Here is a 26,205-nt window from a genome sequence, read left to right on the forward strand (position 1 = left end):
TCGAGTTTGTGATCTGCGGATAGATTAAGTTTGTTGTAATCAAGGAACAGATGTGGCCATAGTAACCAGAAGAATGCTTCTTCTACCCTACAATGAGTCGTTGCAACTAGAATTCGTCATGCTGAATTGCTGTGCGAAAAACCGTGCTGAATTGAATGGTCCGTATACAGTTGCGTCTGCCAAACAGATGTTTGAGAAAATACTGGATGATGAGAACATTTATAGTATGGCAGTGCTAGAGAGCACCAGTCGTGACTATATGGGGCACGTGTTCATTGCTAATCTCGATTCCGAACCTGAATTAGGGTTTATTTTTGATAAATCATATTGGGGTAAAGGGTTAGCAACAGAAGCACTAAAAGCATTTTTCCCCAAAGCGTGCAGTGAATTGGGCTTGAATAAGGTGAAAGCTAACGTGAATAGCAATCATCAAGCTTCTATGGCAGTACTGAAAAAGCTGGGATTTGTTGAAACAAAAGAAAGTAAGGATATATATGGTCCTTACTTTGAAATGGAATTTACAAGCGATGCGGTGGTAGGTGAAAGTTCTGCGGCCTGAAACCGACCATGGTTAACTCTCCTTGGTAGCAATCGTCACCAAGAGATGAAAACTCAAATTGATACACCGTATGCCAACGCCAGACTCCGTCTGGCGTTTTTAGTTTATGGGCACCAAAGGCGATGCTGATTAATTGGAGATCCAATTGCTCACATTTACGCGTGATGGCCGCTTTTGCGAGTTCGGCTTGGCGACGCTGTTGCCAAAACAGGTAACAGAAAAAGCAGAGCCCTAAAATTGCTAAAAGATCACCAATCATTCCTGAACCTTTCTTAGCTTTTTGTTGTTTGTTGTAAGCTTACTAGCGCATTTGCTAGTTCCTCTGATGGGTTTGAATGCAGTAAAGGCAATAACACCATTCTTAACTCTGGCAGCATCACTAAATCGGCAAATAACTGATTAAATAGGGCTTGATTACCGGTTTGAGCTAAACGCAGCAAAAACTGTTCTGCTACCTTTTCATTGGCGAGTAAGTGCCAAGCGCGACCCGCCACACCAATCAATACCTCCTGATGGCTTAAACGAGGGCTATGCAATATCGCATCTAATACTGGAGAGGCGACTTCTGTTGGTGCACCAGCAAGGGCTCGGATAAGTGCTGAAAGTAGGAAGAGATCAGGTTCGCTACTTGCGATTTCTTGCTGTGCCTTTTCCGCGATACGTTCTGCTAAACGCTCTTGAAGCTCTACGTGCTCAAGCGCACCTAATAGGGCATAAAGTGGCTCATTTGGTAGGTGGTTCAACGCTTTGCGTATCATTACCCCGTTTTGCTCTTTGTCCAGGCGAGCGGCTATGTCTGTGATACCTTGCAGACCTACAGTTTGCCAATTATCCCAGCCTAAACCTCCAGAGAAGTAATGCTGGGTATGCTCGTAATATTGGCTGGTAGGAAGATTGAGGTTTGCGCGGACCTGGCTATGAAACACGGCCATTTTATCTTCGGAAGGTTTGAAAGTGTATGGGTTGTTAGACAGCTTTTGTTGTTGCTCTTCAGTGATATCATCATTGAGGCGTGTTCCCATAGCCTCCACGACGTATTTAATGAAATTGCCGATATCCGCTTGCTTTAACAAACCGCGCTCGTCCAATTCAAACTTTAGAAACCAAATCCAAGGTTGCTTTTGTTCATTCCAATAAGCGATGGCAAGGTGTGCTTTACGCTGCATTGGAAATGGGTAAGGTGCTTGACCTTTTTCTACATCGGTAAACTCTTTCTTAGCGATGGTTTTGATACGGCGACCAAGATCGAAGATTTGATAATCACAGTGGCTGTTGTTCAACAGTTGAGTGAGGGTTTGAATGTTTTCCATTAAATACGACGTCCTAACGTTCTTTTCACAAGAAATGGTATCATTCTCGGCTAATTCAAGGTTCGAGATAGAATTAATGGTAACAAATACTCAATTGGTCGACTTACTTCACCAACTTGAAACGCAGCTTAGAGAGCATAAATTGTGGCAATACACTATGCCTTCAGAGCAAGCCTTACAAAGTGCGGAGCCATTTGCGATTGATACATTGCATCCTCATGAGTGGTTGCAGTGGATTTTTATAGCCAGAATGCACGCACTAGTGAAAAATAACCAACCACTGCCAAGAGGGTTTTCTCTCGAGCCCTATTTTTCAGAAGCGTGGAAGCAGGAACCGCAGTTCGCCGAGCTGCTCGTTACAATCCGAACCATTGACGAACTGTGTAAGTAAACGAATGCTAGAACAAGAACTAACGCGATCTTCAGAACCAGTTGAGCTGGAGATCGTTTATCAGGATGAATATTTTGTAGCGGTCAACAAGCCTGCAGGCATGTTAGTGCATCGCAGTTGGTTAGATAAACACGAAACTCAGTTTGTCATGCAAACTTTGCGCGACCAAATTGGTCAGCATGTGTTCCCATTGCATCGTCTGGATCGCCCAACATCTGGTGTGCTCGTGTTTGCGTTGTCGAGTGAAGTCGCATCACAAGTCATGCCGATGTTTGCTGAACATAAAATGGAAAAGACATACCACGCAATAGTACGCGGTTGGATTGAGGAAGAGGGCGTCTTGGATTACGCGCTCAAAGTCGAGTTAGACAAGATTGCTGATAAGTTCGCTTCACAAGAAAAAGAAGCGCAAGAAGCGGTGACGGAATATAAGCCGTTGGCTAAAGTGGAAGTTCCCTATTCGACGGGTAAATTTCCTACAACGCGTTATTGCTTAGTTGAGATGAAACCTAAAACGGGGCGTAAGCACCAACTTCGTCGTCATATGGCACATCTACGCCATCCGATCGTGGGTGATACAACGCACGGGGATGGAAAGCACAACAAGCTGTATCGCACAGAGTTTGAATCTCATCGTCTGCTACTGCATGCTTCAGAGTTACGGTTCATCCATCCATTTACCGATCAAGAGATTGTTATGACGGCTAATCTTGATGAAACTTGGCAGCAATTGTTTACTCGATTTGAGTGGGATGAATCGATGATCAACCGATAATCGGCGCAGTTAGATCTAGATAATGATTGGGTACAAATAAAAAGGGTTAGCATCAATGCTAACCCTTTTTTAATATTTAAGACTTAACGTTTTACTTTAGTTTTGCGAGATCCGCTTCGATCTCTGCGATCTTGCTCGAAACGACTTTTTCTAAATGACGAAGGTCTGAAAGAATTTTCTCTTTTACATCAACCTCAGGTTGTTTCGTTGGCTTAGTGATTTTATTCAGCTCATCAATGACTAATGTGAGGTTACGGTTGATTTCCGTTACTTCTTTATATTTGTGACTGCCACTATCAACAAGAACATTTTTGATTTGGCGTGGGTATTTGAATTTAACGCTTTTAGCGAATAGTTCGCCTTTTTGCTTGTGGAAATAGATCTTGAGTACGTCTTTGTGTGCTTCTTGGCGTAGGGAATAACGTTCAATCTGCTTAGGGTCGTGAATACCCAAACCAGTGAGGTGGGGATACATAGGCTACCTCTATTACATCGAATTGATATTGATATAACTGTAGCAGCCTATGTATGAGCTAGATAGCTGATATTTAGCCAAAATGCTTAACTTGTGGGCAAGATCGCTCTCGCCCTGAACCGAAAAGATTGGCAGGTTTGATCTAAGCTGCGACCTCATCAGATAACTTTTCGATCAATCTCTCTCTTAGCTCATCTTGCTGTTCTTCACTTAACCTTCCCCCTGCATCACTGGTTAAAATAAACAAGTCTTCTGCTCGCTCACCAATGGTGGTGATTTTAGCACCGTGAAGGTTGATGTTTAAATCAGCAAACGTACGGCCTACTTTGGCCAACAGCCCCGGTGTGTCTAGCGCGACAAACTCCATTAAAGTGTGTTTTTTACCTTTGGTTGGTAAGAAGTCGACTTTGGTTTTCACGTTAAAGTGCTGAAGTTTGTTCGGAGTACGGCGCGTTTTAATCTTGGTTGGTCGGCCCGCCTCCAGTACATGGGTGAGGTGTTTAATCACCGCGGCGTGACGAGACTCATCGATCGCTTCGCCATGTTGATCGAGTACCATAAAGGTATCAATCACGTGCCCATCTTTGCTGGTCATGATTTGCGCGTCGTGTACATTAAAATTACGCCTATCTAACTCCGCTACGACCGTCGCAAATAAAGCAGGCTGGTCTTTCGTATATACAAACACCTCAGTGCCGCCACGAGTGGCTTTTTTACTGATTAATACCAAAGGCTTAGTCGGATCTTCCATGCGAAGTAAGTGTTCGCAGTGCCACGCGATTTGCGTATGGGTATGACGAAGGAAGTAGTCAGCTTTGAAGCGTTGCCACAATACTTCAATTTCGCGCGCGGCAAACCCCTCTTTGCGCAGCATTGCGGAGGCCATTTGTTGATTGTGGCGAATTCTCTCACGCACATCGACAGGATTCTCTAGGCCTCTGCGTAAAGCACGTTGCGTGGAGTAATACAGCTCCGCAAGTAAAGTTCGTTTCCACGCATTCCAAAGTTCTGGGTTGGTTGCACAAATATCTGCAACTGTCAGGCATACAAGATAATCGAGAGATTCTTCGTCTCTGACTTTTTTGGCAAATTCGGTAATGACATCGGGATCATAAATGTCTCGGCGCTGTGCGGTGACAGACATTAATAGATGATGTCTTACCAACCAAGCGACAAGTTTCGCTTCGGGCTTCGATAAACCATGCTCAATGCAGAAGTCGTACGCTTCTCCTTCACCGATAATTGAGTGATCGCCGCCACGACCTTTCCCGATATCGTGAAAAATAGCGGCAATAATCAGCAGTTCTTTCTTTTGCATCCGTGGGTAGACGTCACAGCAAATAGGGTGCTTCGCATGATTTTCTGGGTCACTAAAAGTGTTGATGTGTTTAAGTAAGCGAATACTGTGTTCATCAACTGTGTAGGCATGGAATAAGTCAAACTGCATTTGACCAACAATCTGACTCCATTGCGGTAAATAGGCCGCCATAACCCCTAATCGGTGCATTAGGCTGAATGCTTTGTGCAGAGCATTAGGGTGACGACATAACGCCATGAACTTTTCACGCGCAGCAGGAATGGTGTGCAAAAACTTGTTGAGCCGACGGCGAGCGGTGCGAAGTTGACGCAGCGTTGGTGGGCTCACCCCTTCAATAGTTGAGTCGTTAGCAATATGTAAGAACATATCCAGAATAGTTTCTGGGCGAGCTTGGAACAATGCGGGTTTCCGCGCTTCAATTAAAGAACCGCGACGTTGAAAGTCCGTATCGAGAATCTCGGCACTTTCTGTCGCCCCACCATTAATGATCGCTTGGTCAAAGAGTTTGAGTAGCATTTTATTGAGCTCTGCCACACGACGAAGCGTGCGGTAGAACTCTTTCATCATCATTTCTACGCCTCGATTGCCTTCTCCGACGTAGCCTAGATTTTCCGCAACTTGTGCTTGATGGGCAAAGGTCAAGCGGTTGTCATAGCGGCGAAGCTCCATGTGCAGAGCGAAACGTACTCGCCAAAGGAAGTCCTGACATTCAACCAATTCTCGGTATTCTGCGTCAGTTAAAAATCCGTATCGGCTCATTTCTAACAATGAAGTCGCACCAAAGTGACGTCGAGCGACCCAGCTTAATGTATGAATATCGCGCAGCCCGCCAGGGGTTGATTTAATGTCCGGTTCTAAGTTGTAGGTCGTGTCGTGGTAACGCGCATGGCGTTCGCGCTGCTCTTGAATTTTAGCGCGGTAAAACGTCTCACTTGGCCAGAAGGAGTCTGATAACACGACTTTCTTCAGTGCCTGAAAGGTGTCCTCGCTTCCACACAGCAGTCGCGCTTCTTGCAGGTTTGTCGCGACCGTTAGATCGGTTTTACCAATTTCAGCACATTCAGTAACGGTGCGAACAGCGTGTCCGACCTCGAGTTTTAAATCCCACAACAGCGTAATGAATTCGCTGATTTTTGCTTCTAACGCGGTTGGCAGTTTATTGTTCGACAGAATCAAAATATCGATATCGGAGAGCGGATGCAGCTCGCCTCGTCCGTAGCCACCAACGGCAACTAGGGAAATGTTGTAAATATCCTTGAAACCAAAATGTTGCCACAAACGATTGAGAAGCAGATCCATATATTCAGCTCTGGCTAAAACCAAGCTTGTTACCGGATGATGATTGAGAAACTCTTGGTTTTGATTAGAGCTAAACTTCTCTAATTCTCGTTTGAGTTCACCGATATTGATTTGTTCATCGGAAAAGGTAAGAGGGGACTGAAGTGTCATATTTGCCATCCGTGCAAGCTAATCTAATAACAATCTAACAAATTTCCGGCAGATAAAAAATATCCCCGCCGAAGCAGGGATATAGTAAACAACGAGTGGTCGTCAGCTTTACGCGTTTTTCATTAGGCGAGGAATCGTATCGTCGCTACGAAGCGTCAGTACTTCACAACCTTCTTTTGTTACAACAATGGTATGTTCCCATTGCGCAGAGTTCTTGCCGTCGCCCGTGTAAACAGTCCAGTCATCTTGTGCATCAACAGAGCAACCAAATTTACCAGCGTTAATCATCGGCTCAATAGTAAAGCACATGCCTTCTTTTAGTACGCGGCGGTCTTTGTTCTTGTAATGAACCACTTGTGGTTCTTCATGGAACTCATCGCCAATACCGTGACCACAGAAGTCTTTCACAATAGAAAACTTGTTGCGAGGATTGTTCTTGTTATTCTCTTTGATGTACTTCTCGATAGCTGTACCGATGTCACCAACCGTTGAACCTGGCTTAACGGTACGCATACCAACATACAGTGCTTCTTGAGCTACCATGCACAGACGTTTGTTTGCAGGCGAAACATCACCGACTAGGAACATCTTAGAAGTGTCACCATGGTAACCCTGAGGACGCACGCTCAGATCGGCATTCTCATCATTTGGAACGATTACGGTAATATCAACGTTCAAGATGTCACCATCTTTTAGTACCGCCGGCTTCATTTGGCCGTTGCTACCGATTTCGTCTTTTTCCGCTGGAATACCGTGGCATACGATATGGTTGATTGAAGTACAGATCGACTTAGGGAAACCATGGTAATCAAGCGGAGCAGAGTATGCACCTTTTTCTAGAGCGTACTCATGACAGATTTTGTTTAACTCTTCTGTCGTCACACCAACTTTGATGTGTGGTTCGATCATTTCTAGAATCTCTGCGGCTAGCTTGCCCGCAATGCGCATGCGTTCTATTTCTTCAGCAGTTTTAATCTTGATTGACATTGGCTTTCTCTACTTATTCCTAAGCACGTAAACGTGCGAATGGCCGCATTCTATCAGACATCGGGGCGTTAACCCAAGTTAGATAGGAATATGCATCATTCTTAATTCGATCATATGTTTAAAGTTTTGCTTATAAATAGGAGAAAGTGGCTCGGTGAAGAAATAATTTTTACTAGCCACAGTGAGCTAAAATATGGTATAAAGCGCGCCGGAATAGAGGACTGTTCTCTTCGTTTAGCAAAGTTAAGCGGCGAAGCAAGCTTCATCCGAATAACCTTTTATCTTTAAATCACACACATTCCGTCACATATTCCGGGGTGCTGAGCAGAAGCTTGGTCGGAGTTATGGGGAATGTGGAGGCCTAACCCCATAGAGGATTTTAAAATGGCAACTGTATCAATGCGCGATATGCTAAAAGCTGGTGTTCACTTCGGTCACCAGACTCGTTACTGGAACCCAAAAATGAAGCCATTCATCTTTGGCGCTCGTAACAAAGTTCATATCATCAACCTAGAAAAAACTGTACCAATGTTCAACGACGCTCTAGCTGAACTAGCTAAAGTTGGCGAGAAGAAAGGTAAGGTTCTATTCGTAGGTACTAAGCGCGCTGCATCTGAAGCTGTTAAAGAAGCTGCAATCGCAAGCAACCAGTTTTACGTAAACAACCGCTGGTTAGGCGGTATGCTTACAAACTACAAAACAGTTCGTCAGTCTATCAAGCGTCTAAAAGAACTAGAGACTCAATCTCAAGACGGTACTTTTGACAAACTAACTAAGAAAGAAGCTCTAATGCGTACTCGCGAAATGGAGAAGCTAGAGAAATCTCTTGGTGGTATCAAAGACATGGGCGGCCTACCAGACGCTCTATTCGTAATCGACGCTGATCACGAACACATTGCAATTAAAGAAGCTAACAACCTAGGTATTCCAGTATACGCTGTGGTAGATACTAACTCTAACCCAGACGGCGTTGACTACGTAATCCCAGGTAACGACGACGCGATCCGCGCTGTACAGCTATACCTGAACGCTGCTGCTTCAGCAGTATCTGAAGGTCGTAACAAAGACGTAGCTGCAGTTGCTGAAAAAGACGGTTTCGTAGAAGCTGAATAATAGCGGCTCTGTGTCACACTTGGTCTATGTGAAACCTTTGTGTAGCATAAACTAAGTTATAGTTAGCAATGGGGGCCGACAATGTTAGGCCCCTGTTTTTTACCTTATTTCGAATCAAACGAGGAAGACAGAATGGCAACTGTAACTGCTGCTCTAGTTAAAGAACTTCGCGAGCGTACTGGCGCTGGCATGATGGAATGTAAGAAAGCGCTTGTAGAAGCAAACGCTGACATCGAACTAGCAATTGAAAACATGCGTAAATCTGGCGCAGCGAAAGCAGCTAAGAAAGCTGGTAACGTTGCAGCTGAAGGCGCAATCATCATCAAAGAAGAAAACGGCGTTGCTGTTCTTCTTGAAGTTAACTGCCAAACTGACTTCGTTGCTAAAGACGGTAACTTCACTGCATTCGCAGAAGAAGTTGCAGCTGCAGCTCTAGCTTCAAAAGCTTCTGTTGAAGAACTACAAGCACAATTCGAAGACGCACGTGTAGCTCTAGTAGCTAAAATCGGTGAAAACATCACTATCCGTCGCGTAGAATACGTTCAAGGCACTGCAATCGCTTCTTACCGTCACGGTGAGAAAATCGGTGTTGTTGTTGCTGGTGAAGGCGACGCAGAAACTCTTAAGCACGTTGCAATGCACGTTGCTGCTTCTAAGCCAGAGTTCGTTAACCCAGAAGACGTACCAGCTGACGTAGTAGAAAAAGAGAAAGCGGTTCAAGTTGAAATCGCAATGAACGAAGGCAAGCCTGCTGAAATCGCTGAGAAGATGGTTGTTGGCCGCATGAAGAAATTCACTGGCGAGATCTCTCTAACAGGTCAAGCTTTCATCATGGAGCCTAAGAAAACTGTAGGCGAAATGCTGAAAGAAAAAGGCGCTTCAGTTTCTACGTTCGTTCGCCTAGAAGTAGGTGAAGGTATCGAGAAGAAAGAAGAAATGAGCTTCGCTGAAGAAGTTGCAGCAGCTCAAAAAGGTTAATCCTTAGAGACTGTATAAAGATTAGACCGTAGCCAAGGCTGCGGTCTTTTTATGAGCAGTGAACGATTAGCCGTGATGAATAGCCATAACTGAAGTTGTGTCTATTCATGACTGTTAATCAACAACTCTCTTTGGAAGGTAAACTCCATGACTACGAACCCTAAACCAGCGTATCAACGTATTCTATTAAAACTGAGTGGTGAAGCTCTTCAAGGTGAAGACGGTTTTGGTATTGATCCTGCGGTCCTTGATCGTATGGCACAAGAAGTTAAAGAACTGGTTGAACTGGGTGTTCAGGTTGGTGTAGTTATCGGTGGCGGTAACTTGTTCCGTGGTGCAGGCCTAGCTGAAGCTGGTATGAACCGCGTAGTTGGTGACCACATGGGTATGCTTGCTACAGTAATGAATGGCCTAGCGATGCGTGATGCTCTTCACCGTGCATACGTAAATGCGCGCGTTATGTCTGCAATCCCTCTAAAAGGCGTATGTGACGACTATAATTGGGCTGATGCGATCCGTGAGCTTCGCCAAGGCCGAGTTGTCATCTTCTCTGCTGGTACTGGTAACCCGTTCTTTACAACGGATTCTGCTGCTTGTTTACGTGGTATCGAAATTGAAGCGGATGTTGTACTAAAAGCGACGAAAGTTGATGGTGTATTTACTGCTGACCCTGTAGCAAACCCAGACGCAGAGCTGTATGATAAGCTATCTTATGCAGAAGTTCTGGATAAAGAGCTGAAAGTTATGGACTTGGCGGCGTTTACGCTAGCTCGTGACCACAAAATGCCAATCCGCGTATTTAATATGAACAAGCCAGGCGCACTACGTCGCGTGGTTATGGGCGAAGCAGAAGGCACGCTCATCAACGAATAAGCTTGGCTTAAGGTGCCACTCCAAAGCGTTAGGGTGGTGCTTGCTTTGCTCAACCGTTTTAGGCTTTCTTCAGGAAAGATGACATTTTTAAGGTGAAACTGTGATTAACGAAATCAAAAAAGACGCGCAAGAGCGCATGGATAAAAGCGTTGAAGCGCTTAAGAACAACCTTTCTAAAATTCGTACAGGTCGTGCACACCCAAGCCTACTATCTGGTATTTCTGTAGAATACTACGGTGCAGCAACACCTCTAAACCAAGTAGCAAACGTTATTGCTGAAGATGCGCGTACACTTGCAATCACGGTTTTTGATAAAGAGCTGACGCCGAAAGTAGAAAAAGCGATCATGACGTCTGACCTTGGTCTAAACCCTATGTCAGCTGGCACTATCATCCGCGTTCCACTTCCACCGCTAACGGAAGAGCGTCGTAAAGACCTAGTTAAGATCGTTCGTGGTGAAGCTGAAGGTGGTCGTGTTGCTGTTCGTAACATCCGTCGTGACGCAAACAACGATCTTAAAGCGCTTCTAAAAGATAAAGAAATCTCTGAAGATGAAGACCGTAAAGCACAAGACGAAATTCAAAAGCTAACTGACGTTGCAGTTAAGAAGATCGATGAAGTTCTTGCTGCAAAAGAAAAAGAGTTGATGGAAGTTTAATACTCCCACACACATCACTGTTGGAAAACGCTGTGCTCACAGCTCAGCGTTTTTTTATGTTAGTCTATCCAACTGATGGAACTCAATTAACTCCCTATGCAAAATTCTCAAGCCTTCTCTGATTCCCTTCCTAAGCATATTGCCATCATTATGGACGGTAATGGCCGTTGGGCTAAGTCCAAAGGAAAACCTCGCGTATTTGGTCATAAAAAAGGCGTTAGTGCCGTTCGTAAGACCGTGGCTGCTGCTTCAAAACTAGGCATTAGAGCCATGACGCTGTTTGCTTTTAGTAGTGAAAACTGGCGTCGTCCGGAGGAAGAAGTGGGTCTTTTGATGGAACTGTTTATCACGGTCCTGTCTAGTGAAGTAAAAAAACTACACAAAAATAACTTACGGTTGCGCGTGATCGGTGATACCAGTCGATTTAGTGAGCGTCTACAAAAGAAAATTGTAGAAGCAGAAAACCTAACGGCAGATAACACGGGTATGGTGATCAACATTGCAGCCAACTATGGCGGTAAATGGGACATCACAGAAGCTGCTAAAACGTTAGCGCTAAAAGCACGTAACGGTGAAATTCGTGTAGAGGATATCAATGAGCAGCTAATCACTGAGCATTTGACCATGGCAGACCTACCGGAAGTGGATCTTTTAATTCGCACCAGTGGAGAGTGCCGCATCAGCAACTTTATGTTGTGGCAAATGGCTTATGCAGAAATGTACTTTACACCAGAGTACTGGCCAGAATTCGATGAAGACAGTTTGGTAGAAGCTGTGACTTGGTTTATCAACCGAGAACGTCGTTTTGGCTGTACAGGTGAACAAATAAAGGCATTGATGGCAGCTCAATAAGGACTAGTTAGTTTGAAACAGAGAATAATAACAGCACTAATTTTAGCTCCCCTGGTTATTTTAGGCATTTTTAAATTACCGCTAATGGGCTTTATTGCCGCTTTAACTGCAATAACGCTATTAGGTTTTTGGGAGTGGACTCAGTTTACAGGAAGCAACTCTCGCATTGCTGCCCTTGTGCCGGCAATCATTATTACCGGACTTAGTTTTCTATACATCTCGCCTGATGCATATAGCCTCAATCACTTAACGACACCTCATTATGTCGTCTTGGGTATTGGTTTTGTTTGGTGGATTATTGCTAGCTTAATGGCGATTACTTACCCCAAAACGACGAAATCTTGGCAAAGTAATTTTGTTTTACGTCATGTATTTGGTTTTCTGACATTAATCCCATTCCTTTGGAGTGTGATTATTCTCAGAGCGTATGACATCACTGTAAATCCATACCACGGCGCAAAGCTTGTGTTGTACGTTTGTTTCTTGGTATGGGCTGCAGATAGCGGCGCCTACTTTGCAGGCAAAAGCTTAGGCAAACGTAAGATGGCTCCTCATGTAAGCCCCAATAAAACCATTGAAGGGTTAATTGGTGGCATTATCACGGCATTAATCGTAGCGTGGGCATTTGCTGATTGGTTCGATATCCAGTTCACTAGCCCTGTCCATATGGTGCTGATTACGCTGGTTACTGTCGTTGTTTCAGTGCTTGGTGATCTGGTTGAAAGTATGTTCAAACGTGTCTCAGGCATTAAAGACAGCAGTAACATTATCCCAGGGCACGGTGGTGTGCTAGATCGTATCGACAGCCTAACCGCAGCATTCCCAGTTTTTGCTCTTCTTTACTACGTATTCTAATTTATCAGGAGCGGCGTCGTCGCTCCTGAGCTTTCTAACGGTCTTACAACATGCAAAAGTTAACGATTCTTGGTGCTACTGGATCAATTGGTGCAAGCACGCTTAAAGTGGTCGAACAAAACCCAGATCTGTTTTCTGTCGTTGCCTTAGCGGCAAGCACTAACGTTGAAAAGATGATCGGTTTATGTCGTCAGTGGCAACCTAAGTATGCGGTCATGGCAGATAAAGCTGCGGCGTCTCAACTTCAAGCTGAGCTACACTCGGTTTCGCCAGGTACCGAAGTGCTAGGTGGTGTTGATGCGCTATGCCATATTGCTTCGCTGGACGAGGTCGACAGTGTAATGGCTGCTATTGTAGGAGCCGCTGGCTTATTGCCTACCATGGCTGCCGTGAAAGCAGGTAAGCGAGTCTTGTTGGCAAATAAAGAAGCACTTGTAATGTCAGGCCAGCTATTTATTGATGCCGTTGAAGAATTTGGCGCAGAGCTACTTCCCGTCGACAGTGAACACAACGCCATTTTCCAATGTTTACCACAGCAAGTACAAACCAATCTGGGTCGTTGCAATTTACAAGAACATGGCATTTCTCATATTTTGTTGACTGGATCTGGTGGCCCTTTCCGTTACACTGACATCGCAGAACTGGAGCAGGTGACACCCGCGCAGGCGATTGCTCATCCAAACTGGTCGATGGGGCCAAAAATTTCTGTTGATTCTGCCACGATGATGAATAAAGGCCTTGAGTATATCGAAGCTAAGTGGCTATTTAATGCTGCTCGCGAACAACTGAAGGTGATTATTCATCCTCAATCTGTGATTCATTCTATGGTTCAGTATCGTGATGGTTCGGTCTTGGCACAAATGGGAGAAGCGGATATGGCGACGCCAATTGCGCTCACCATGTCATACCCGTCAAGAGTAGAAGCTGGGGTTAAGCCGCTAGACTTCACGAAAGTTGGTGAGCTGACGTTTTTGCAGCCTGACTTTGCTCGTTACCCATGTTTAAAACTCGCAATTGATGCTTGTTATGAAGGTCAACACGCAACAACGGCATTGAATGCAGTTAATGAAGTCGCTGTTGATGCATTTTTAAATAACAGACTAGGTTTTACCGATATTGCTCGCATCAATGAGTCTGTGTTGAATAAAATCAACGCAAGCTGCAAAGCTGAGAATGCGAATAGCTTGGAAAGCTTGCTCGAGCTAGATAGAATGGCACGAACTATTGCCCTAGAAACCATACGCGAGCGTAGCTGATGACTGGTATATTGTGGAATCTCATTTCTTTTATCGTCGCACTGGGCATTCTTGTTGCCGTGCACGAATTTGGGCATTTTTGGGTTGCTCGCCGTTGCGGCGTTAAAGTTGAAAAGTTTTCAATCGGTTTCGGCAAGTCTATTTGGAGTAAAGTAGGCAAAGACGGAACGGAGTACAGCATCTCAATGATCCCTCTCGGTGGCTATGTGAAAATGGTTGATAGCCGTGTCGATGAGGTGCCAGAACATGAGAAGCACCTAGCGTTTGATAAGAAGCCGTTATGGAAGCGAACCTCTATTGTTGCGGCTGGCCCCATCTTTAATTTTCTTTTCGCAATTTTTGCCTATTGGCTGGTATTTCTAATTGGTATCCCGGCTGTTAAGCCTGTAATTGGTGAAGTTACGCCCAATTCGATTGTTGCGGAAGCTGGAATTGAATCTGGAATGGAACTTAAATCGATATCTGGTATCAAAACTCCGGATTGGGAATCAGTAAATATGGGATTGATTTCTCATATTGGCGATGATTTGATGACGGTAACACTAACGTCAGCGAATGAAGTTGGTTCAGAAGTAACGAAAACGCTCGATTTACGTGAGTGGAAGTTCGACCCAGAAACTCAGTCAGCGATGCAGTCGTTAGGTTTTGCTCCGTATACACCGGAGGTGTATCGAGTTATCGAGCAGGTCTCGCAAGGTGGAGCGGCGGAAAAAGCCGGTGTGCTTCCAGGTGATGAGGTTGTCGCAATTGGTCAACAACGCGTAACCGAATGGAAGCAAGTGGTTGAAGCGGTTCGTTCTAATCCTGATACACCCCTTGAATTGACGGTGTTGCGTCAGGGTTATGAGCAAACATTGACGCTGACGCCCGGTAGCCGTGAGCTAGCTAACAAAGAAGTCGTTGGTTTTGCAGGTATTGCACCTAAAGTCGCAGAATGGCCAGAAAGTTATCGCTTCGATCTTCAGTTTGGTGTATTCGAGTCAATAGGTAAAGCAGTAGACAAAACTGGCCAAGTCATTGGTTTGACAATCAGCATGCTTAAGAAGCTGATTGTTGGAGACGTTGGTCTGAATAATCTGAGTGGACCAATATCAATAGCCAAAGGCGCAGGCGCGACAGCAGATTATGGTTTGGTCTACTTTTTAGGTTTTCTCGCTCTAATTAGTGTTAACCTAGGTATTATTAATCTCGTTCCTTTACCAATGTTGGATGGCGGTCATTTGTTGTTTTTTGCAATTGAAGCAGTCATTCGACGTCCTGTTCCTGAGAAAGTGCAGGAAATGGGCTTTAGAATTGGTGGTGCGATCATCTTCTCGCTCATGGCGTTAGCGCTATTTAATGATTTTACTCGTCTGTGATAGTTCAGAGACAAAAGCAGTAGCAAGGAATAATTAGAACAAGTATGGCGATTAAGCGAATTCTATTTGCAAGTTTACTGGCGACCAGTGTATCTGCAAATGGAGCAGAGAACTTCGTAGTTCAAGATATTGAAATCGATGGATTGCAGCGTGTAGCACTGGGTGCTGCATTGTTGAAAATGCCTGTACGTGTCGGTGATACCATTGGCCAAGGCGATGTTGCAGAAATTATCCGCGCCCTGTATGCATCTGGTAACTTTGAAGATGTGAAAGTGTTGCGTGACGGTGGTGTTCTGATGGTTCAAGTCAAAGAACGTCCTACCATTGCAAGCATCTCTTTTTCAGGTAACAAAGCAATCAAGGACGAGCAGCTACAAGAAAACCTGAACGCGTCTGGCGTTCGTGAAGGTGAAGCGCTTGACCGCACCACGCTAAGCAACATTGAAAAAGGCTTAGAAGACTTTTACTACAGCGTAGGTAAATACAACGCAACAGTAAAAGCGGTGGTTACTCCACTACCACGTAATCGTTCTGACCTTAAGTTTGTCTTTACTGAAGGTGTGTCGGCAAAAATTCAGCAAATCAACTTTATCGGTAATGAAGTGTTCAGTGATGAAGAGCTGCTTTCGCGCTTTAACTTAAATGTTGATGTGCCGTGGTGGAATTTCCTTTCTGATGAAAAGTATCAAAAGCAAGTCCTTGCAGGTGATATTGAAGCACTCAAATCATTCTACCTGGATCGTGGTTACTTAAAATTTAACGTTGATTCGACACAAGTTGCAATCTCTCCTGACAAGAAAGGGGTATACATTACTCTTGGTCTAGAAGAGGGCGAGGTTTACACCGTTAAGGACGTGAAGTTCCGTGGTGATTTGATTGGTGAGGAAGCGACGTTCGAAAGACTTGTGCCATTTGAAGACAATGAGACATACAACGGCTCGTTGGTTACTTCAATGGAAGAAGGGATTAAGCGTGTGCTTGGTGAGTCCGGTTATGCTTATCCTCAAGTGAATACCATTCCTGAGTTTGACGACGAGAATCAAGAAGTTTCTTTGGTCGTTAACGTAGATCCGGGTAACCGAATTTATGTTCGTGACATTCGCTTCACGGGTAATAACTCAACCAAAGACGAAGTCCTTCGTCGTGAAATGCGTCAGATGGAAGGCAGTTGGTTGAACTCGAAATCGATTGAAACGGGTAAAACTCGTCTAAATCGGTTGGGCTACTTTGAAAATGTTGAAGTACAGACGGTTCGAGTTCCTGGTAGTGATGATCAAGTTGACCTAGTTTACTCTGTCAAAGAAGCAAACTCTGGTAGCGTTAACTTCGGTGTTGGCTACGGCACAGAATCGGGTGTGAGCTTCCAGGTTGGCCTGCAACAAGATAACTTCATTGGTAGTGGTAACCGTGTTGGTATCAACGCGATGATGAATGACTACCAGAAAAACATCAGTCTTGATTACCGTGATCCGTACTGGAACTTAGACGGTGTAAGCTTGGGTGGTAAGGTTTTCTATAACGAATTTGAAGCGAAAGAAGCCAATATCGTTGACTATACCAACGAAAGCTATGGCGCGAGCTTAACGTGGGGCTTCCCATTCGATGAGTTGAACCGTTTTGAATTCGGTGTCGGTTATACGCACAACAAGATCGGTAACTTATCGCCTTACTTGCAGGTAGAGCAGTTCTTACGAGCACAAGCAGACAACATTGATTCTAGTGGAGCGTTGAACACAAACGACTTCGACTTCAATATCTCTTGGACACGTAATAACTTAAACCGTGGCTATTTCCCTACGGCAGGTAACCATCAGCGTGCATTCTATAAAATGACCGTACCTGGCTCTGACGTTCAATACTTCAAAATGCAGTACGATGTTCGCCAGTATGTGCCATTGACTAAAAAGCACGAGTTTACCCTCTTGTTCCGTGGCCGCTTAGGTTACGGTAATGGTTACGGTCAAACGGATGGTAACGATAACTTGTTCCCATTCTACGAAAACTACTACGCAGGTGGCTTTACATCGCTTCGTGGCTTTGGCTCAAACTCTGTTGGTCCTAAAGCGGTTTACCGTGATACATCTGGTTCAAACAATGGCGCAGATACAGCAACAGATGACTCTGTTGGTGGTAACGCCGTAGCGCTAGCAAGTGTTGAGTTGATTGTCCCAACACCATTTGCATCAGAAGAAGTACAAAACCAAATTCGTACCAGTATCTTCTTTGATATGGCAAGTGTTTGGGATACGGAGTTTGACTACCGCGATTCAGGTGCGGAATATGGTGACCGTTACTACTACGATTACTCAGATCCAACCAACTACCGCTCTTCTTACGGTGCGGCGTTGCAGTGGATGTCTCCAATGGGGCCACTAGTATTCTCACTAGCGAAACCAATTAAGAAATTTGATGGCGATGATGAAGAGTTCTTCACATTCACTATCGGTAGAACTTTCTAAAGAGGAAAATATTTTGAATAAAATGATCAAAGCGGCTGGGATTGGCCTTCTTGTACTGAGCTCTTCAATGTTTGCAAATGCGGCAGAAGCTGCACAGAAAATTGCTTACGTAAATACAGCTCAAGTTTTTCAAGCTCTTCCTCAACGTGAAGTTGTACTACAAAAAATGCAGAAAGACTTCAAAAGCAAAGCTGATGAACTGAAGTCAATCCAAGCACAAGCTAAAACAAAGATTGAGAAGCTACAACGTGACGGCGAGCTTTTGGGTCAAGACGAAGTTGAAAAGCTACGTATCGATATCGCGAAGCTAGACAGCGAGTACAAAGTGAAAGCACAAGCACTTGAAAAAGCAAGTGCGCGTCGTGAAGCTGAAGAAAAAGCGAAGCTTTTCAAAACGATTCAAGATGCAGTTAAGAAAGTCGCAGACAAAAATGGTTACGATCTTGTGATTGATATCTCTGCTTTGCAGTACGGCAAGCCAGAATACAATATTTCTGAAGACGTAATTAAAGCTCTAAAATAAGAAGTTATGAAGACATTAACATTAGCCGAATTGGCGACAATTACCGGGGGTGAGCTGTTTGGTGACGAGTCTCTCGTTGTAAGCCGTGTTGCTCCAATGGATAAAGCACAAGAAGGTGACGTAACCTTCTTGTCTAACCCAAAATACGCAAAACACCTTTCTGAGTGCCAAGCTACCGTTGTTATGGTAAAGGCTGAGCATAAAGATCAATGCGTTGGAAATGCGCTAGTGGTTTCAGACCCTTATGTCGCATTTGCTCGTGTGGTTCAAGCGATGGATACCACACCAAAACCGGCAGACGATATTGCACCAAGTGCTGTGATTGCCGCTGACGTTAAGATGGGTGAGAACGTTACAATCGGCGCTAACGCTGTGATTGAAACGGGCGTAGAACTCGGCGATAACGTAAGCGTTGGCGCTGGTTGTTTTATCGGTAAGAACGCCAAGCTAGGGAATAACACCAAGCTTTGGGCTAATGTCACTATCTATCATGAAGTGTCATTGGGTGATGACTGTCTCGTTCAATCGGGTACCGTCATTGGCTCTGATGGCTTCGGTTATGCGAATGACAAAGGCGAGTGGATCAAAATCCCTCAGCTTGGTTCAGTGCGTATCGGTAACCGCGTTGAGATTGGTGCTTGTACTACGATTGACCGCGGTGCACTCGAAGATACTATCATTGAAGACAATGTCATTCTGGATAACCAACTTCAAATCGCGCACAACGTGCAGATCGGATATGGTACCGTGATGCCTGGTGGTACTATTGTCGCGGGCAGTACAAAAATTGGTAAGTACTGCCAGATTGGCGGCGCGTCTGTTCTGAATGGCCATATCACTATCGCAGATGGTGTGGCGATTACAGGTATGGGCATGGTAATGCGCAGTATCGAAGAAAAAGGCCTTTACTCATCAGGTATCCCACTACAAACGAACAGAGAGTGGCGTAAGACCGCAACTCGAGTTCACCGTATTGATGAGATGAATAAGCGCCTAAAAGCGGTTGAAAAACAGCTGGAACAGAAAGAAGAAATTTAGAACAAGTTATCTTTCGCTCTGTATTTAACACGAAGGCTAACAAGCTCTAGTTCCATATTCTGTAAGAAGACTCGCGAAATGCGGGTCTTTTTCTTCTATAATGACGCGCTCTAAGTAGATTTAACTCCAAGATGGTGCGTATTTTGCTAGTATATTGCAAAGCGATTCGGCTTTACGACCTGTTGCCACGTTTGCCATCTTGGCGGCAAAAAATTGATATAGGAAGACGACTTTGACTACTGAAAAGAAAACGATGAACATCTCTGAAATTCAAGAGCTACTACCTCATCGCTACCCATTCTTATTGATCGACCGAGTGATAGACTTCCAAGAAGAGAAGTACCTTCACGCGATTAAAAACGTGTCGGTTAACGAACCTCAGTTCACAGGTCACTTTCCTCAACTACCAGTATTCCCAGGTGTTTTGATTTTAGAAGCAATGGCTCAGGCAACAGGCTTACTTGCATTTAAATCATTTGGTGCACCAACAGAAAATGAACTGTACTACTTTGCAAGCGTAGACGGCGCGAAATTCCGTAAACCAGTGGTTCCGGGCGACCAATTGGTTATTGAGGTAGAATTTCTGAAAGAACGTCGCGGCATTGCTGCATTTAGCGGTGTAGCAAAAGTTGACGGCGAAGTGGTATGTTCTGCAGAACTGAAGTGTGCTCGTCGAGAGTTTTAATATGATTCATGAAACCGCTAAAATCCACCCGGCAGCGGTGGTAGAAGAGGGCGCCAAAATTGGTGCTAACGTAACAGTAGGTCCTTTTACGTACATCACCTCTACGGTTGAAATTGGTGAAGGCACAGAAGTGATGTCTCACGTTGTGATCAAAGGTCACACAACTATTGGCAAAGATAACCGTATTTTCCCACATGCTGTCATTGGTGAAGAAAACCAAGACAAAAAATACGGTGGTGAAGACACAACTGTGGTTATCGGTGATCGTAACGTCATTCGTGAAGCGGTCCAAGTTCACCGCGGCACAGTGCAAGACAAAGCAACCACGATCATTGGTGATGACAACTTATTGTGTGTGAATGCACACGTTGCGCATGATGTTGTTATTGGTAACCACACTCATATCGGTAATAACTCGATTCTTGGTGGTCACGTTACTGTTGATGATTATGCTGGTGTGATGGCGCTGTCTGCGATTCACCCGTTTTGTACAGTGGGCGCTTACGCGTACATTGGCGGCTGCTCAGCAGTGGTGCAAGATGTCCCAGCTTACGTACTCGCGCAAGGTAACCACGCAACACCTTTCGGTTTGAACCTTGTTGGCTTGAAGCGTAATGGCTTTGAGAAACCAGAGATTCGTGCGCTGCAAAAAGCGTATAAAGAAATCTACCGTTCAGGTAAGACGCTAGAAGAAGTGAAGCCTATTCTAGCTGAAATGGCTCAAGAGTGGCCAGCAGTGAAGCGTTTCTCAGATATTCTGGAAACGACGGAACGTGGCATTATTCGTTAATTGGCGAATGAACCAATAAATAAAAAGATCGTGACCGAATTTGAGGTTACGATCTTTTTGTGTTTTATGGATAAGGCAAACCGTTATCCATAGCGCACAGGAAAAATAGCGAAGTAGATATGGAAAGACCATTACGTATTGGCATCATTGCCGGAGAATTGTCTGGCGATACGCTAGGTGAAGGCTTTATCAAAGCAGTAAAGCAGCAATATCCAGACGCAGAGTTCGTAGGCATTGGCGGTCCGAAAATGATAGCCCAAGGTTGCGAGTCTCTGTTTGATATGGAAGAGCTTGCGGTGATGGGATTAGTCGAGGTTTTAGGCCGCTTACCGAGACTTCTTAAAGTGAAAGCTGATCTCGTTCAGTATTTTACTCAGAATCCGCCTGATGTTTTCATAGGGATCGATGCTCCTGACTTCAACTTACGCTTGGAGCTTGACCTCAAGCAAGCGGGCATTAAAACCGTTCATTACGTGAGTCCGTCTGTTTGGGCTTGGCGTCAGAAGCGCATCTTTAAAATAGAAGCGGCAACGAACTTGGTGCTAGCATTTCTTCCGTTTGAGAAAGCGTTCTACGACAAATTTAATGTACCTTGCGAGTTCATTGGTCATACCTTGGCTGATGCCATCCCACTAGAATCAGAACAAGCGCCTGCACGTGAGTTGCTTGGTTTAGAACAAGATAAAAAGTGGCTTGCTGTCCTGCCAGGCAGTCGTGGTAGCGAGTTAAAAATGCTCTCAGAGCCATTTATTGAAACCTGCAAGTTACTCCATAAAAAATTTCCAGAACTGGGGTTTGTTGTCGCGCTTGTTAATCAAAAACGCCGTGAGCAGTTTGAACAAGCCTGGAAAGCGCTCGCGCCAGAGTTGGACTTCAAGTTAGTTGATGACACCGCACGCAACGTCATCACCGCATCCGATGCTGTGATGTTGGCCTCCGGTACCGTAGCGTTGGAGTGTATGCTTCTCAAGCGTCCAATGGTGGTGGGTTATCGTGTGAATGCATTTACTGCTTTCTTAGCTAAACGTCTATTGAAAACGAAGTATGTGTCATTGCCGAATATCTTGGCGGATGATGAGCTCGTCAAAGAATATCTACAAGATGAGTGCACACCGGACAATTTGTTTACTGAGGTTTCTCGCTTATTGGAAAGCGACAATAAACCGATGTTAGATAAATTTACGGAAATGCATCATTGGATTCGTAAAGATGCGGACCAACAAGCCGCAAACGCAGTTCTAAAACTGATTGAGAAATAGAGATTTATCATGGCTGTTAAACCAAAAGCGACCAAAACCAAAGTTGAACTCCCTCCGTTTGAATATCCGCAAGGTTATCAGCTTGTGGCCGGAGTCGACGAGGTAGGACGTGGCCCTTTGGTAGGAGACGTCGTCACCGCTGCGGTTATCCTTGATCCTAACAATCCTATTGAAGGGTTGAACGATTCGAAAAAATTGACCGAAAAGAAACGCATGGCGCTGCTTCCTGAAATCAAAGAAAAAGCATTGGCGTGGGCGGTCGGGCGTTGTTCTCCTGAAGAAATCGATCAACTGAATATTTTGCAGGCGACTATGGTTGCGATGCAGCGTGCAGTGGCGGGGTTACAGGTTCAACCTGATTTGGTGTTGATTGATGGTAACCGTTGTCCGGAGCTGCCTATGGATGCTCAAGCTGTAGTAAAAGGCGATCTACGTGTTGCCGAAATCAGTGCGGCTTCAATTATTGCTAAAGTCGTGCGTGACCAAGAGATGGAAGAGTTGGATAAACTTCATCCACAATTTGGCTTCGCGAAGCACAAAGGTTACCCAACTAAAGCGCACTTTGAAGCGATTGAGCAACACGGAGTGATCAGTGAACACCGCAAGAGTTTCAAGCCAGTAAAAAAAGCGTTAGGCATAGAATAATCAAACGATCTAATTGGTGTTATAAACCCAACCTCTTTAGGTTAGAATCCCCAACAAAATAGAGTTACACGGTACCTGTTAATGTCAGATCCCAAATTCATCCACCTGCGTGTTCATAGTGACTTCTCGATGGTGGATGGCCTCAACAAAGTTCCGCCAATCGTAAAGAAAGTTGCTGAGCTCGGTATGCCCGCAATGGCGTTGACCGACTTTACCAACCTATGTGGTTTGGTGAAGTTTTACGGTACAGCACATGGCAGTGGTGTTAAACCGATCATTGGTGCTGACTTTAAAATGCAGTCGGACGAGTTTGGTGAAGAGCTGACACAAGTGACTTTGCTTGCGGCGGATAATGTAGGTTATAAGAACCTGACGTTATTGATATCAAAAGCGTACTTACGTGGACATGTTCAACACCACCCAGTGATTGACAAAGCCTGGTTGGCTGAAATGTCTGAAGGCCTGATTGTATTATCCGGCGGTAAAAGCGGGGAAATTGGTCGCGGCCTTTTGAAAGGCAACCGTCAAATAGTGCAAGGGTGTGTTGATTTCTATAAACAGCATTTTCCAGATCGCTTTTATCTTGAGCTACTTCGTACCGGTCGTCCAGATGAAGAAACTTATCTTCACTTTGCGGTTGAATTGGCAGAGCAGCAGGACTTGCCAGTAGTGGCGACCAATGAAGTTGTATTCCTGAGTCCAGACCTATTTGATGCTCATGAAATACGCGTAGCGATTCACGATGGTTACACATTAGAAGATCCGCGTAGGCCAAAAAACTACAGTCCGCAGCAATATCTTCGTACAGAAGAAGAAATGTGTGAGCTGTTTGCTGATATTCCTGAAGCGTTAGAAAACAGTGTCGAGATAGCGAAGCGTTGTAACGTGACTGTGCGCTTAGGTGAGTACTTCCTACCAGCTTTCCCAACCGAAGGGATGAAAGAGACTGAGTTCCTAGTCATGAAATCCCGAGAGGGGTTGGAAGAGCGTTTAGAGTTCCTATTTCCAGATGAGGAAGAGAGAAAACGTCGCCGCCCTGAATATGATGAACGTCTTCAGATAGAGCTAGATGTTATCAACCAAATGGGATTTCCTGGTTACTTCTTGATCGTAATGGAGTTCATCCAGTGGTCAAAAGATAATGGAATTCCTGTCGGTCCTGGACGTGGTTCCGGTGCTGGTTCTTTGGTGGCTTACGCACTAAAAATCACCGATCTGGATCCACTAGAATATGACTTGCTGTTCGAACGTTTCTTGAACCCAGAACGTGTTTCGATGCCCGATTTCGACGTCGATTTCTGTATGGATAAACGTGACCAGGTTATTGACCACGTTGCGGAAATGTACGGTCGCGACGCGGTATCTCAGATCATCACGTTTGGTACCATGGCGGCAAAAGCGGTAATCCGTGACGTTGGTCGCGTATTGGGCCACCCATTTGGTTTTGTTGATCGTATTTCAAAGCTGATCCCGCCCGATCCAGGTATGACGCTAGATAAAGCGTTTAAAGCTGAACCTGCACTACCTGAATTGTATGAGGCCGATGAGGAAGTTAAAGAACTCATCGACATGTGTCATATTTTGGAAGGCTGTACGCGAAACGCCGGTAAACACGCTGGTGGTGTTGTAATTTCACCTACAACAATTACCGATTTTGCGCCAATTTATGCAGACGCTGAAGGTCACTTTCCGGTTACTCAATTTGATAAAAACGATGTTGAGACCGCTGGCCTAGTTAAGTTTGACTTCTTGGGTTTACGTACCTTAACCATTATTGACTGGGCGTTAGGACTGATTAACCCACGCCTAGAGCGAGAAGGGAAAGAACCGGTTCAAATTGAATCCATACCGTTAGAAGACCCTGCCTCTTTCCGTTTGTTGCAAAACTCTGAAACGACAGCAGTATTCCAGCTTGAATCTCGAGGCATGAAAGAGCTGATCAAACGACTTCAGCCAGACTGTTTCGAAGACATTATCGCATTGGTAGCACTCTTCCGTCCGGGTCCTTTGCAATCGGGCATGGTAGATAACTTTATCGACCGTAAACATGGTCGAGAAGCGATCTCTTATCCAGATGAAAAGTGGCAACACGAGTCGCTAAAAGAGACGCTTGATCCAACCTACGGCATCATCCTGTACCAAGAGCAGGTAATGCAGATTGCGCAGATCTTAGCAGGTTACACGCTAGGTGGTGCGGACATGCTTCGTCGTGCAATGGGTAAGAAAAAGCCAGAAGAGATGGCAAAACAACGTGCTATCTTTGAAGAAGGTGCGATAAAGAACGGTATCGATGGCGAGTTGGCGATGAAAATCTTCGACTTGGTAGAAAAGTTCGCCGGTTATGGTTTTAACAAATCGCACTCTGCTGCTTATGCATTGGTTTCTTATCAAACTCTTTGGCTGAAAACACATTATCCTGCCGAATTTATGGCTGCGGTAATGACAGCCGATATGGATAACACGGAAAAAGTCGTTGGCTTGGTCGATGAGTGTTTCCGTATGAAGCTTACCGTGCTGCCACCAGACATCAACTCTGGCCTATATCGCTTTAATGTTGATGAAAATGGCGCAATTGTTTACGGTATTGGTGCGATAAAAGGGGTTGGTGAGGGCCCTATCGATGCGATTCTTGAGGCGAGAAATAAAGGTGGTCACTTTAAAGACCTGTTTGATTTCTGTGCACGAGTTGATCTAAAACGCGTCAATAAACGAGTGATAGAGAAGCTGATTTACGCGGGCGCGTTGGATCGACTAGGCCCACACCGCGCGGCGATGATGGCGTCACTCAATGATGCGGTAAAAGCAGCAAGTCAACATCACCAAGCTGAAGCGTTTGGTCAAACGGATATGTTTGGTGTGCTAACGGATGCACCTGAAGAAGTAGAGCATAAGTATACGCAGGTTCCGCCTTGGCCAGAAAAAGTGTGGTTAGAGGGCGAGCGTGATACCCTAGGTCTATATTTGACAGGGCACCCAATTAACGCCTACGTAAAGGAACTAAACAAATACACCAGTTGTCGACTAAAAGACGCAACGCCCACTCGCCGCGATCAATCTGTCACGGTAGCCGGCCTGGTTATTGCCGCTCGTGTAATGACGACCAAGCGTGGTACACGAATTGGTATTATGACACTGGATGACCGAAGTGGTCGCATGGAAGTGATGTTGTTCTCAGATGCGCTGGATCGATACGCTGAACTTCTCGAAAAAGACAGAATTTTGGTCGTTTCTGGACAGGTCAGCTTTGATGACTTCAACGGTGGCCTTAAAATGTCGGCGCGTGAAGTTATGGATCTCGGCAGTGCGCGCGAGAAATACGCTCGTGGTTTGTCGGTATCGATAGATGCAAATCAGATCAACGATCAGTTTTTTGAGCAGTTCAGCCGTATTTTAGAACCGCACAAAGCCGGAACCGTACCCGTCAATGTATACTACCAGCGTGCCGACGCCAGAGCGCGGTTAACATTGGGCACCGAGTGGCGAGTTACGCCAAGTGATACATTACTCGACGATTTAAAACAGTTGCTTGGCAAAAGCCAGGTAGAACTCGAATTTAACTAAAAATTCAGCGCAATATGTTAGACGCTGAGTAAACAAGG

Annotated in this window: 24 protein-coding genes; 19 read left to right on the top strand and 5 right to left on the bottom strand. The window is 45.0% G+C overall.

All coding sequences use genetic code 11. The features are described 5' to 3' along the window. Positions 1-73: 73 nt before the first annotated feature. Complete coding sequence (locus UQW94_RS11450) at positions 74-559, top strand: GNAT family N-acetyltransferase (RefSeq protein ID WP_213868692.1); 486 nt, start codon at positions 74-76, stop codon at positions 557-559. On the opposite strand, the gene UQW94_RS11455 is transcribed toward UQW94_RS11450, so the two are convergent. Both UQW94_RS11455 and UQW94_RS11460 read right to left on the bottom strand, forming a co-directional pair. Further along, positions 519-818: a DUF3301 domain-containing protein gene (locus UQW94_RS11455; RefSeq protein ID WP_005380315.1), complete on the bottom strand. Its 300-nt coding sequence runs from the start codon at positions 816-818 to the stop codon at positions 519-521. The genes UQW94_RS11450 and UQW94_RS11455 overlap by 41 nt on opposite strands. A 13-nt stretch (positions 819-831) precedes the next feature. Next, positions 832-1,869, bottom strand: coding sequence for a DUF3549 family protein (locus UQW94_RS11460; protein WP_005380317.1), 1,038 nt, complete (start codon positions 1,867-1,869; stop codon positions 832-834). Between the two features lie 76 nt (positions 1,870-1,945). Here UQW94_RS11460 and UQW94_RS11465 point away from each other — a divergent pair, with 76 nt between their 5' ends. Next, positions 1,946-2,260: a YqcC family protein gene (locus UQW94_RS11465; protein WP_042521408.1), complete on the top strand. Its 315-nt coding sequence runs from the start codon at positions 1,946-1,948 to the stop codon at positions 2,258-2,260. Between the two features lie 4 nt (positions 2,261-2,264). Beyond that, positions 2,265-3,035: a tRNA pseudouridine(65) synthase TruC gene (truC, locus tag UQW94_RS11470; protein ID WP_171344493.1), complete on the top strand. Its 771-nt coding sequence runs from the start codon at positions 2,265-2,267 to the stop codon at positions 3,033-3,035. Between the two features lie 91 nt (positions 3,036-3,126). Here truC and UQW94_RS11475 read toward each other — a convergent pair whose 3' ends face one another. The 3 genes from UQW94_RS11475 to map all read right to left on the bottom strand — a co-directional run bounded on the left by UQW94_RS11475 (position 3,127) and on the right by map (position 7,264). Further along, positions 3,127-3,510 carry a DUF3461 family protein gene (locus UQW94_RS11475; RefSeq protein ID WP_171344492.1) on the bottom strand — a complete coding sequence of 128 codons (384 nt, stop codon included), beginning with the start codon at positions 3,508-3,510 and terminating at the stop codon, positions 3,127-3,129. 142 nt (positions 3,511-3,652) lie between these two features. Further along, complete coding sequence (glnD, locus tag UQW94_RS11480) at positions 3,653-6,277, bottom strand: bifunctional uridylyltransferase/uridylyl-removing protein GlnD (protein WP_238843868.1); 2,625 nt, start codon at positions 6,275-6,277, stop codon at positions 3,653-3,655. A 108-nt stretch (positions 6,278-6,385) separates the two neighbouring features. Next, on the bottom strand, positions 6,386-7,264 hold the full coding sequence (map, locus tag UQW94_RS11485) for a type I methionyl aminopeptidase (RefSeq protein ID WP_005380326.1): 879 nt from the start codon (positions 7,262-7,264) through the stop codon (positions 6,386-6,388). Positions 7,265-7,648: 384 nt separating this feature from the next. On the opposite strand from map, the gene rpsB reads away from it, so the two are divergent. The 16 genes from rpsB to dnaE all read left to right on the top strand — a co-directional run bounded on the left by rpsB (position 7,649) and on the right by dnaE (position 26,167). After that, a complete protein-coding gene (gene rpsB, locus UQW94_RS11490) occupies positions 7,649-8,377 on the top strand; it encodes a 30S ribosomal protein S2 (protein ID WP_005380327.1) in 729 nt (242 codons plus the stop codon). Between the two features lie 132 nt (positions 8,378-8,509). Continuing rightward, entirely contained in the window at positions 8,510-9,355 is an 846-nt protein-coding gene (gene tsf / locus UQW94_RS11495; RefSeq protein ID WP_005380328.1) for a translation elongation factor Ts, read from the top strand. 147 nt (positions 9,356-9,502) lie between these two features. Further along, positions 9,503-10,228 (top strand): UMP kinase, encoded by a 726-nt coding sequence (gene pyrH / locus UQW94_RS11500; RefSeq protein ID WP_005380329.1) that lies wholly within the window; start codon positions 9,503-9,505, stop codon positions 10,226-10,228. Positions 10,229-10,328: 100 nt separating this feature from the next. Then, positions 10,329-10,886 carry a ribosome recycling factor gene (gene frr, locus UQW94_RS11505; RefSeq protein ID WP_005380330.1) on the top strand — a complete coding sequence of 186 codons (558 nt, stop codon included), beginning with the start codon at positions 10,329-10,331 and terminating at the stop codon, positions 10,884-10,886. 96 nt (positions 10,887-10,982) lie between these two features. Next, on the top strand, positions 10,983-11,738 hold the full coding sequence (locus UQW94_RS11510; protein WP_005380331.1) for an isoprenyl transferase: 756 nt from the start codon (positions 10,983-10,985) through the stop codon (positions 11,736-11,738). A gap of 12 nt (positions 11,739-11,750) precedes the next feature. Continuing rightward, positions 11,751-12,593, top strand: a complete 843-nt coding sequence (locus UQW94_RS11515) for a phosphatidate cytidylyltransferase (protein ID WP_322142242.1) — start codon at positions 11,751-11,753, stop codon at positions 12,591-12,593. Between the two features lie 50 nt (positions 12,594-12,643). After that, a complete protein-coding gene (ispC, locus tag UQW94_RS11520) occupies positions 12,644-13,849 on the top strand; it encodes a 1-deoxy-D-xylulose-5-phosphate reductoisomerase (protein ID WP_238843869.1) in 1,206 nt (401 codons plus the stop codon). Then, a complete protein-coding gene (rseP, locus tag UQW94_RS11525; protein ID WP_005380334.1) occupies positions 13,849-15,207 on the top strand; it encodes a sigma E protease regulator RseP in 1,359 nt (452 codons plus the stop codon). The genes ispC and rseP overlap by 1 nt, the downstream gene beginning before the upstream one ends. 44 nt (positions 15,208-15,251) lie before the next feature. Further along, positions 15,252-17,666 (top strand): outer membrane protein assembly factor BamA, encoded by a 2,415-nt coding sequence (gene bamA / locus UQW94_RS11530; RefSeq protein WP_005391802.1) that lies wholly within the window; start codon positions 15,252-15,254, stop codon positions 17,664-17,666. Between the two features lie 13 nt (positions 17,667-17,679). Next, positions 17,680-18,189, top strand: coding sequence for an OmpH family outer membrane protein (locus tag UQW94_RS11535; RefSeq protein WP_005391804.1), 510 nt, complete (start codon positions 17,680-17,682; stop codon positions 18,187-18,189). Positions 18,190-18,195: 6 nt separating this feature from the next. Next, positions 18,196-19,227, top strand: a complete 1,032-nt coding sequence (gene lpxD / locus UQW94_RS11540) for a UDP-3-O-(3-hydroxymyristoyl)glucosamine N-acyltransferase (RefSeq protein ID WP_005380347.1) — start codon at positions 18,196-18,198, stop codon at positions 19,225-19,227. Between the two features lie 232 nt (positions 19,228-19,459). Then, positions 19,460-19,912 carry a 3-hydroxyacyl-ACP dehydratase FabZ gene (gene fabZ / locus UQW94_RS11545; protein ID WP_005380349.1) on the top strand — a complete coding sequence of 151 codons (453 nt, stop codon included), beginning with the start codon at positions 19,460-19,462 and terminating at the stop codon, positions 19,910-19,912. A 1-nt stretch (position 19,913) separates the two neighbouring features. Continuing rightward, a complete protein-coding gene (gene lpxA / locus UQW94_RS11550; RefSeq protein ID WP_005380357.1) occupies positions 19,914-20,702 on the top strand; it encodes an acyl-ACP--UDP-N-acetylglucosamine O-acyltransferase in 789 nt (262 codons plus the stop codon). A 119-nt stretch (positions 20,703-20,821) separates the two neighbouring features. Beyond that, positions 20,822-21,961, top strand: a complete 1,140-nt coding sequence (gene lpxB / locus UQW94_RS11555) for a lipid-A-disaccharide synthase (protein WP_213967820.1) — start codon at positions 20,822-20,824, stop codon at positions 21,959-21,961. Between the two features lie 9 nt (positions 21,962-21,970). Beyond that, on the top strand, positions 21,971-22,606 hold the full coding sequence (gene rnhB / locus UQW94_RS11560) for a ribonuclease HII (RefSeq protein WP_005380361.1): 636 nt from the start codon (positions 21,971-21,973) through the stop codon (positions 22,604-22,606). Between the two features lie 81 nt (positions 22,607-22,687). Beyond that, a complete protein-coding gene (dnaE, locus tag UQW94_RS11565; protein ID WP_005385364.1) occupies positions 22,688-26,167 on the top strand; it encodes a DNA polymerase III subunit alpha in 3,480 nt (1,159 codons plus the stop codon). Positions 26,168-26,205 lie beyond the last annotated feature (38 nt).

Source organism: Vibrio sp. PBL-C16 (assembly GCF_034321865.1).
Taxonomy (GTDB): Bacteria; Pseudomonadota; Gammaproteobacteria; order Enterobacterales; family Vibrionaceae; genus Vibrio; species Vibrio alginolyticus.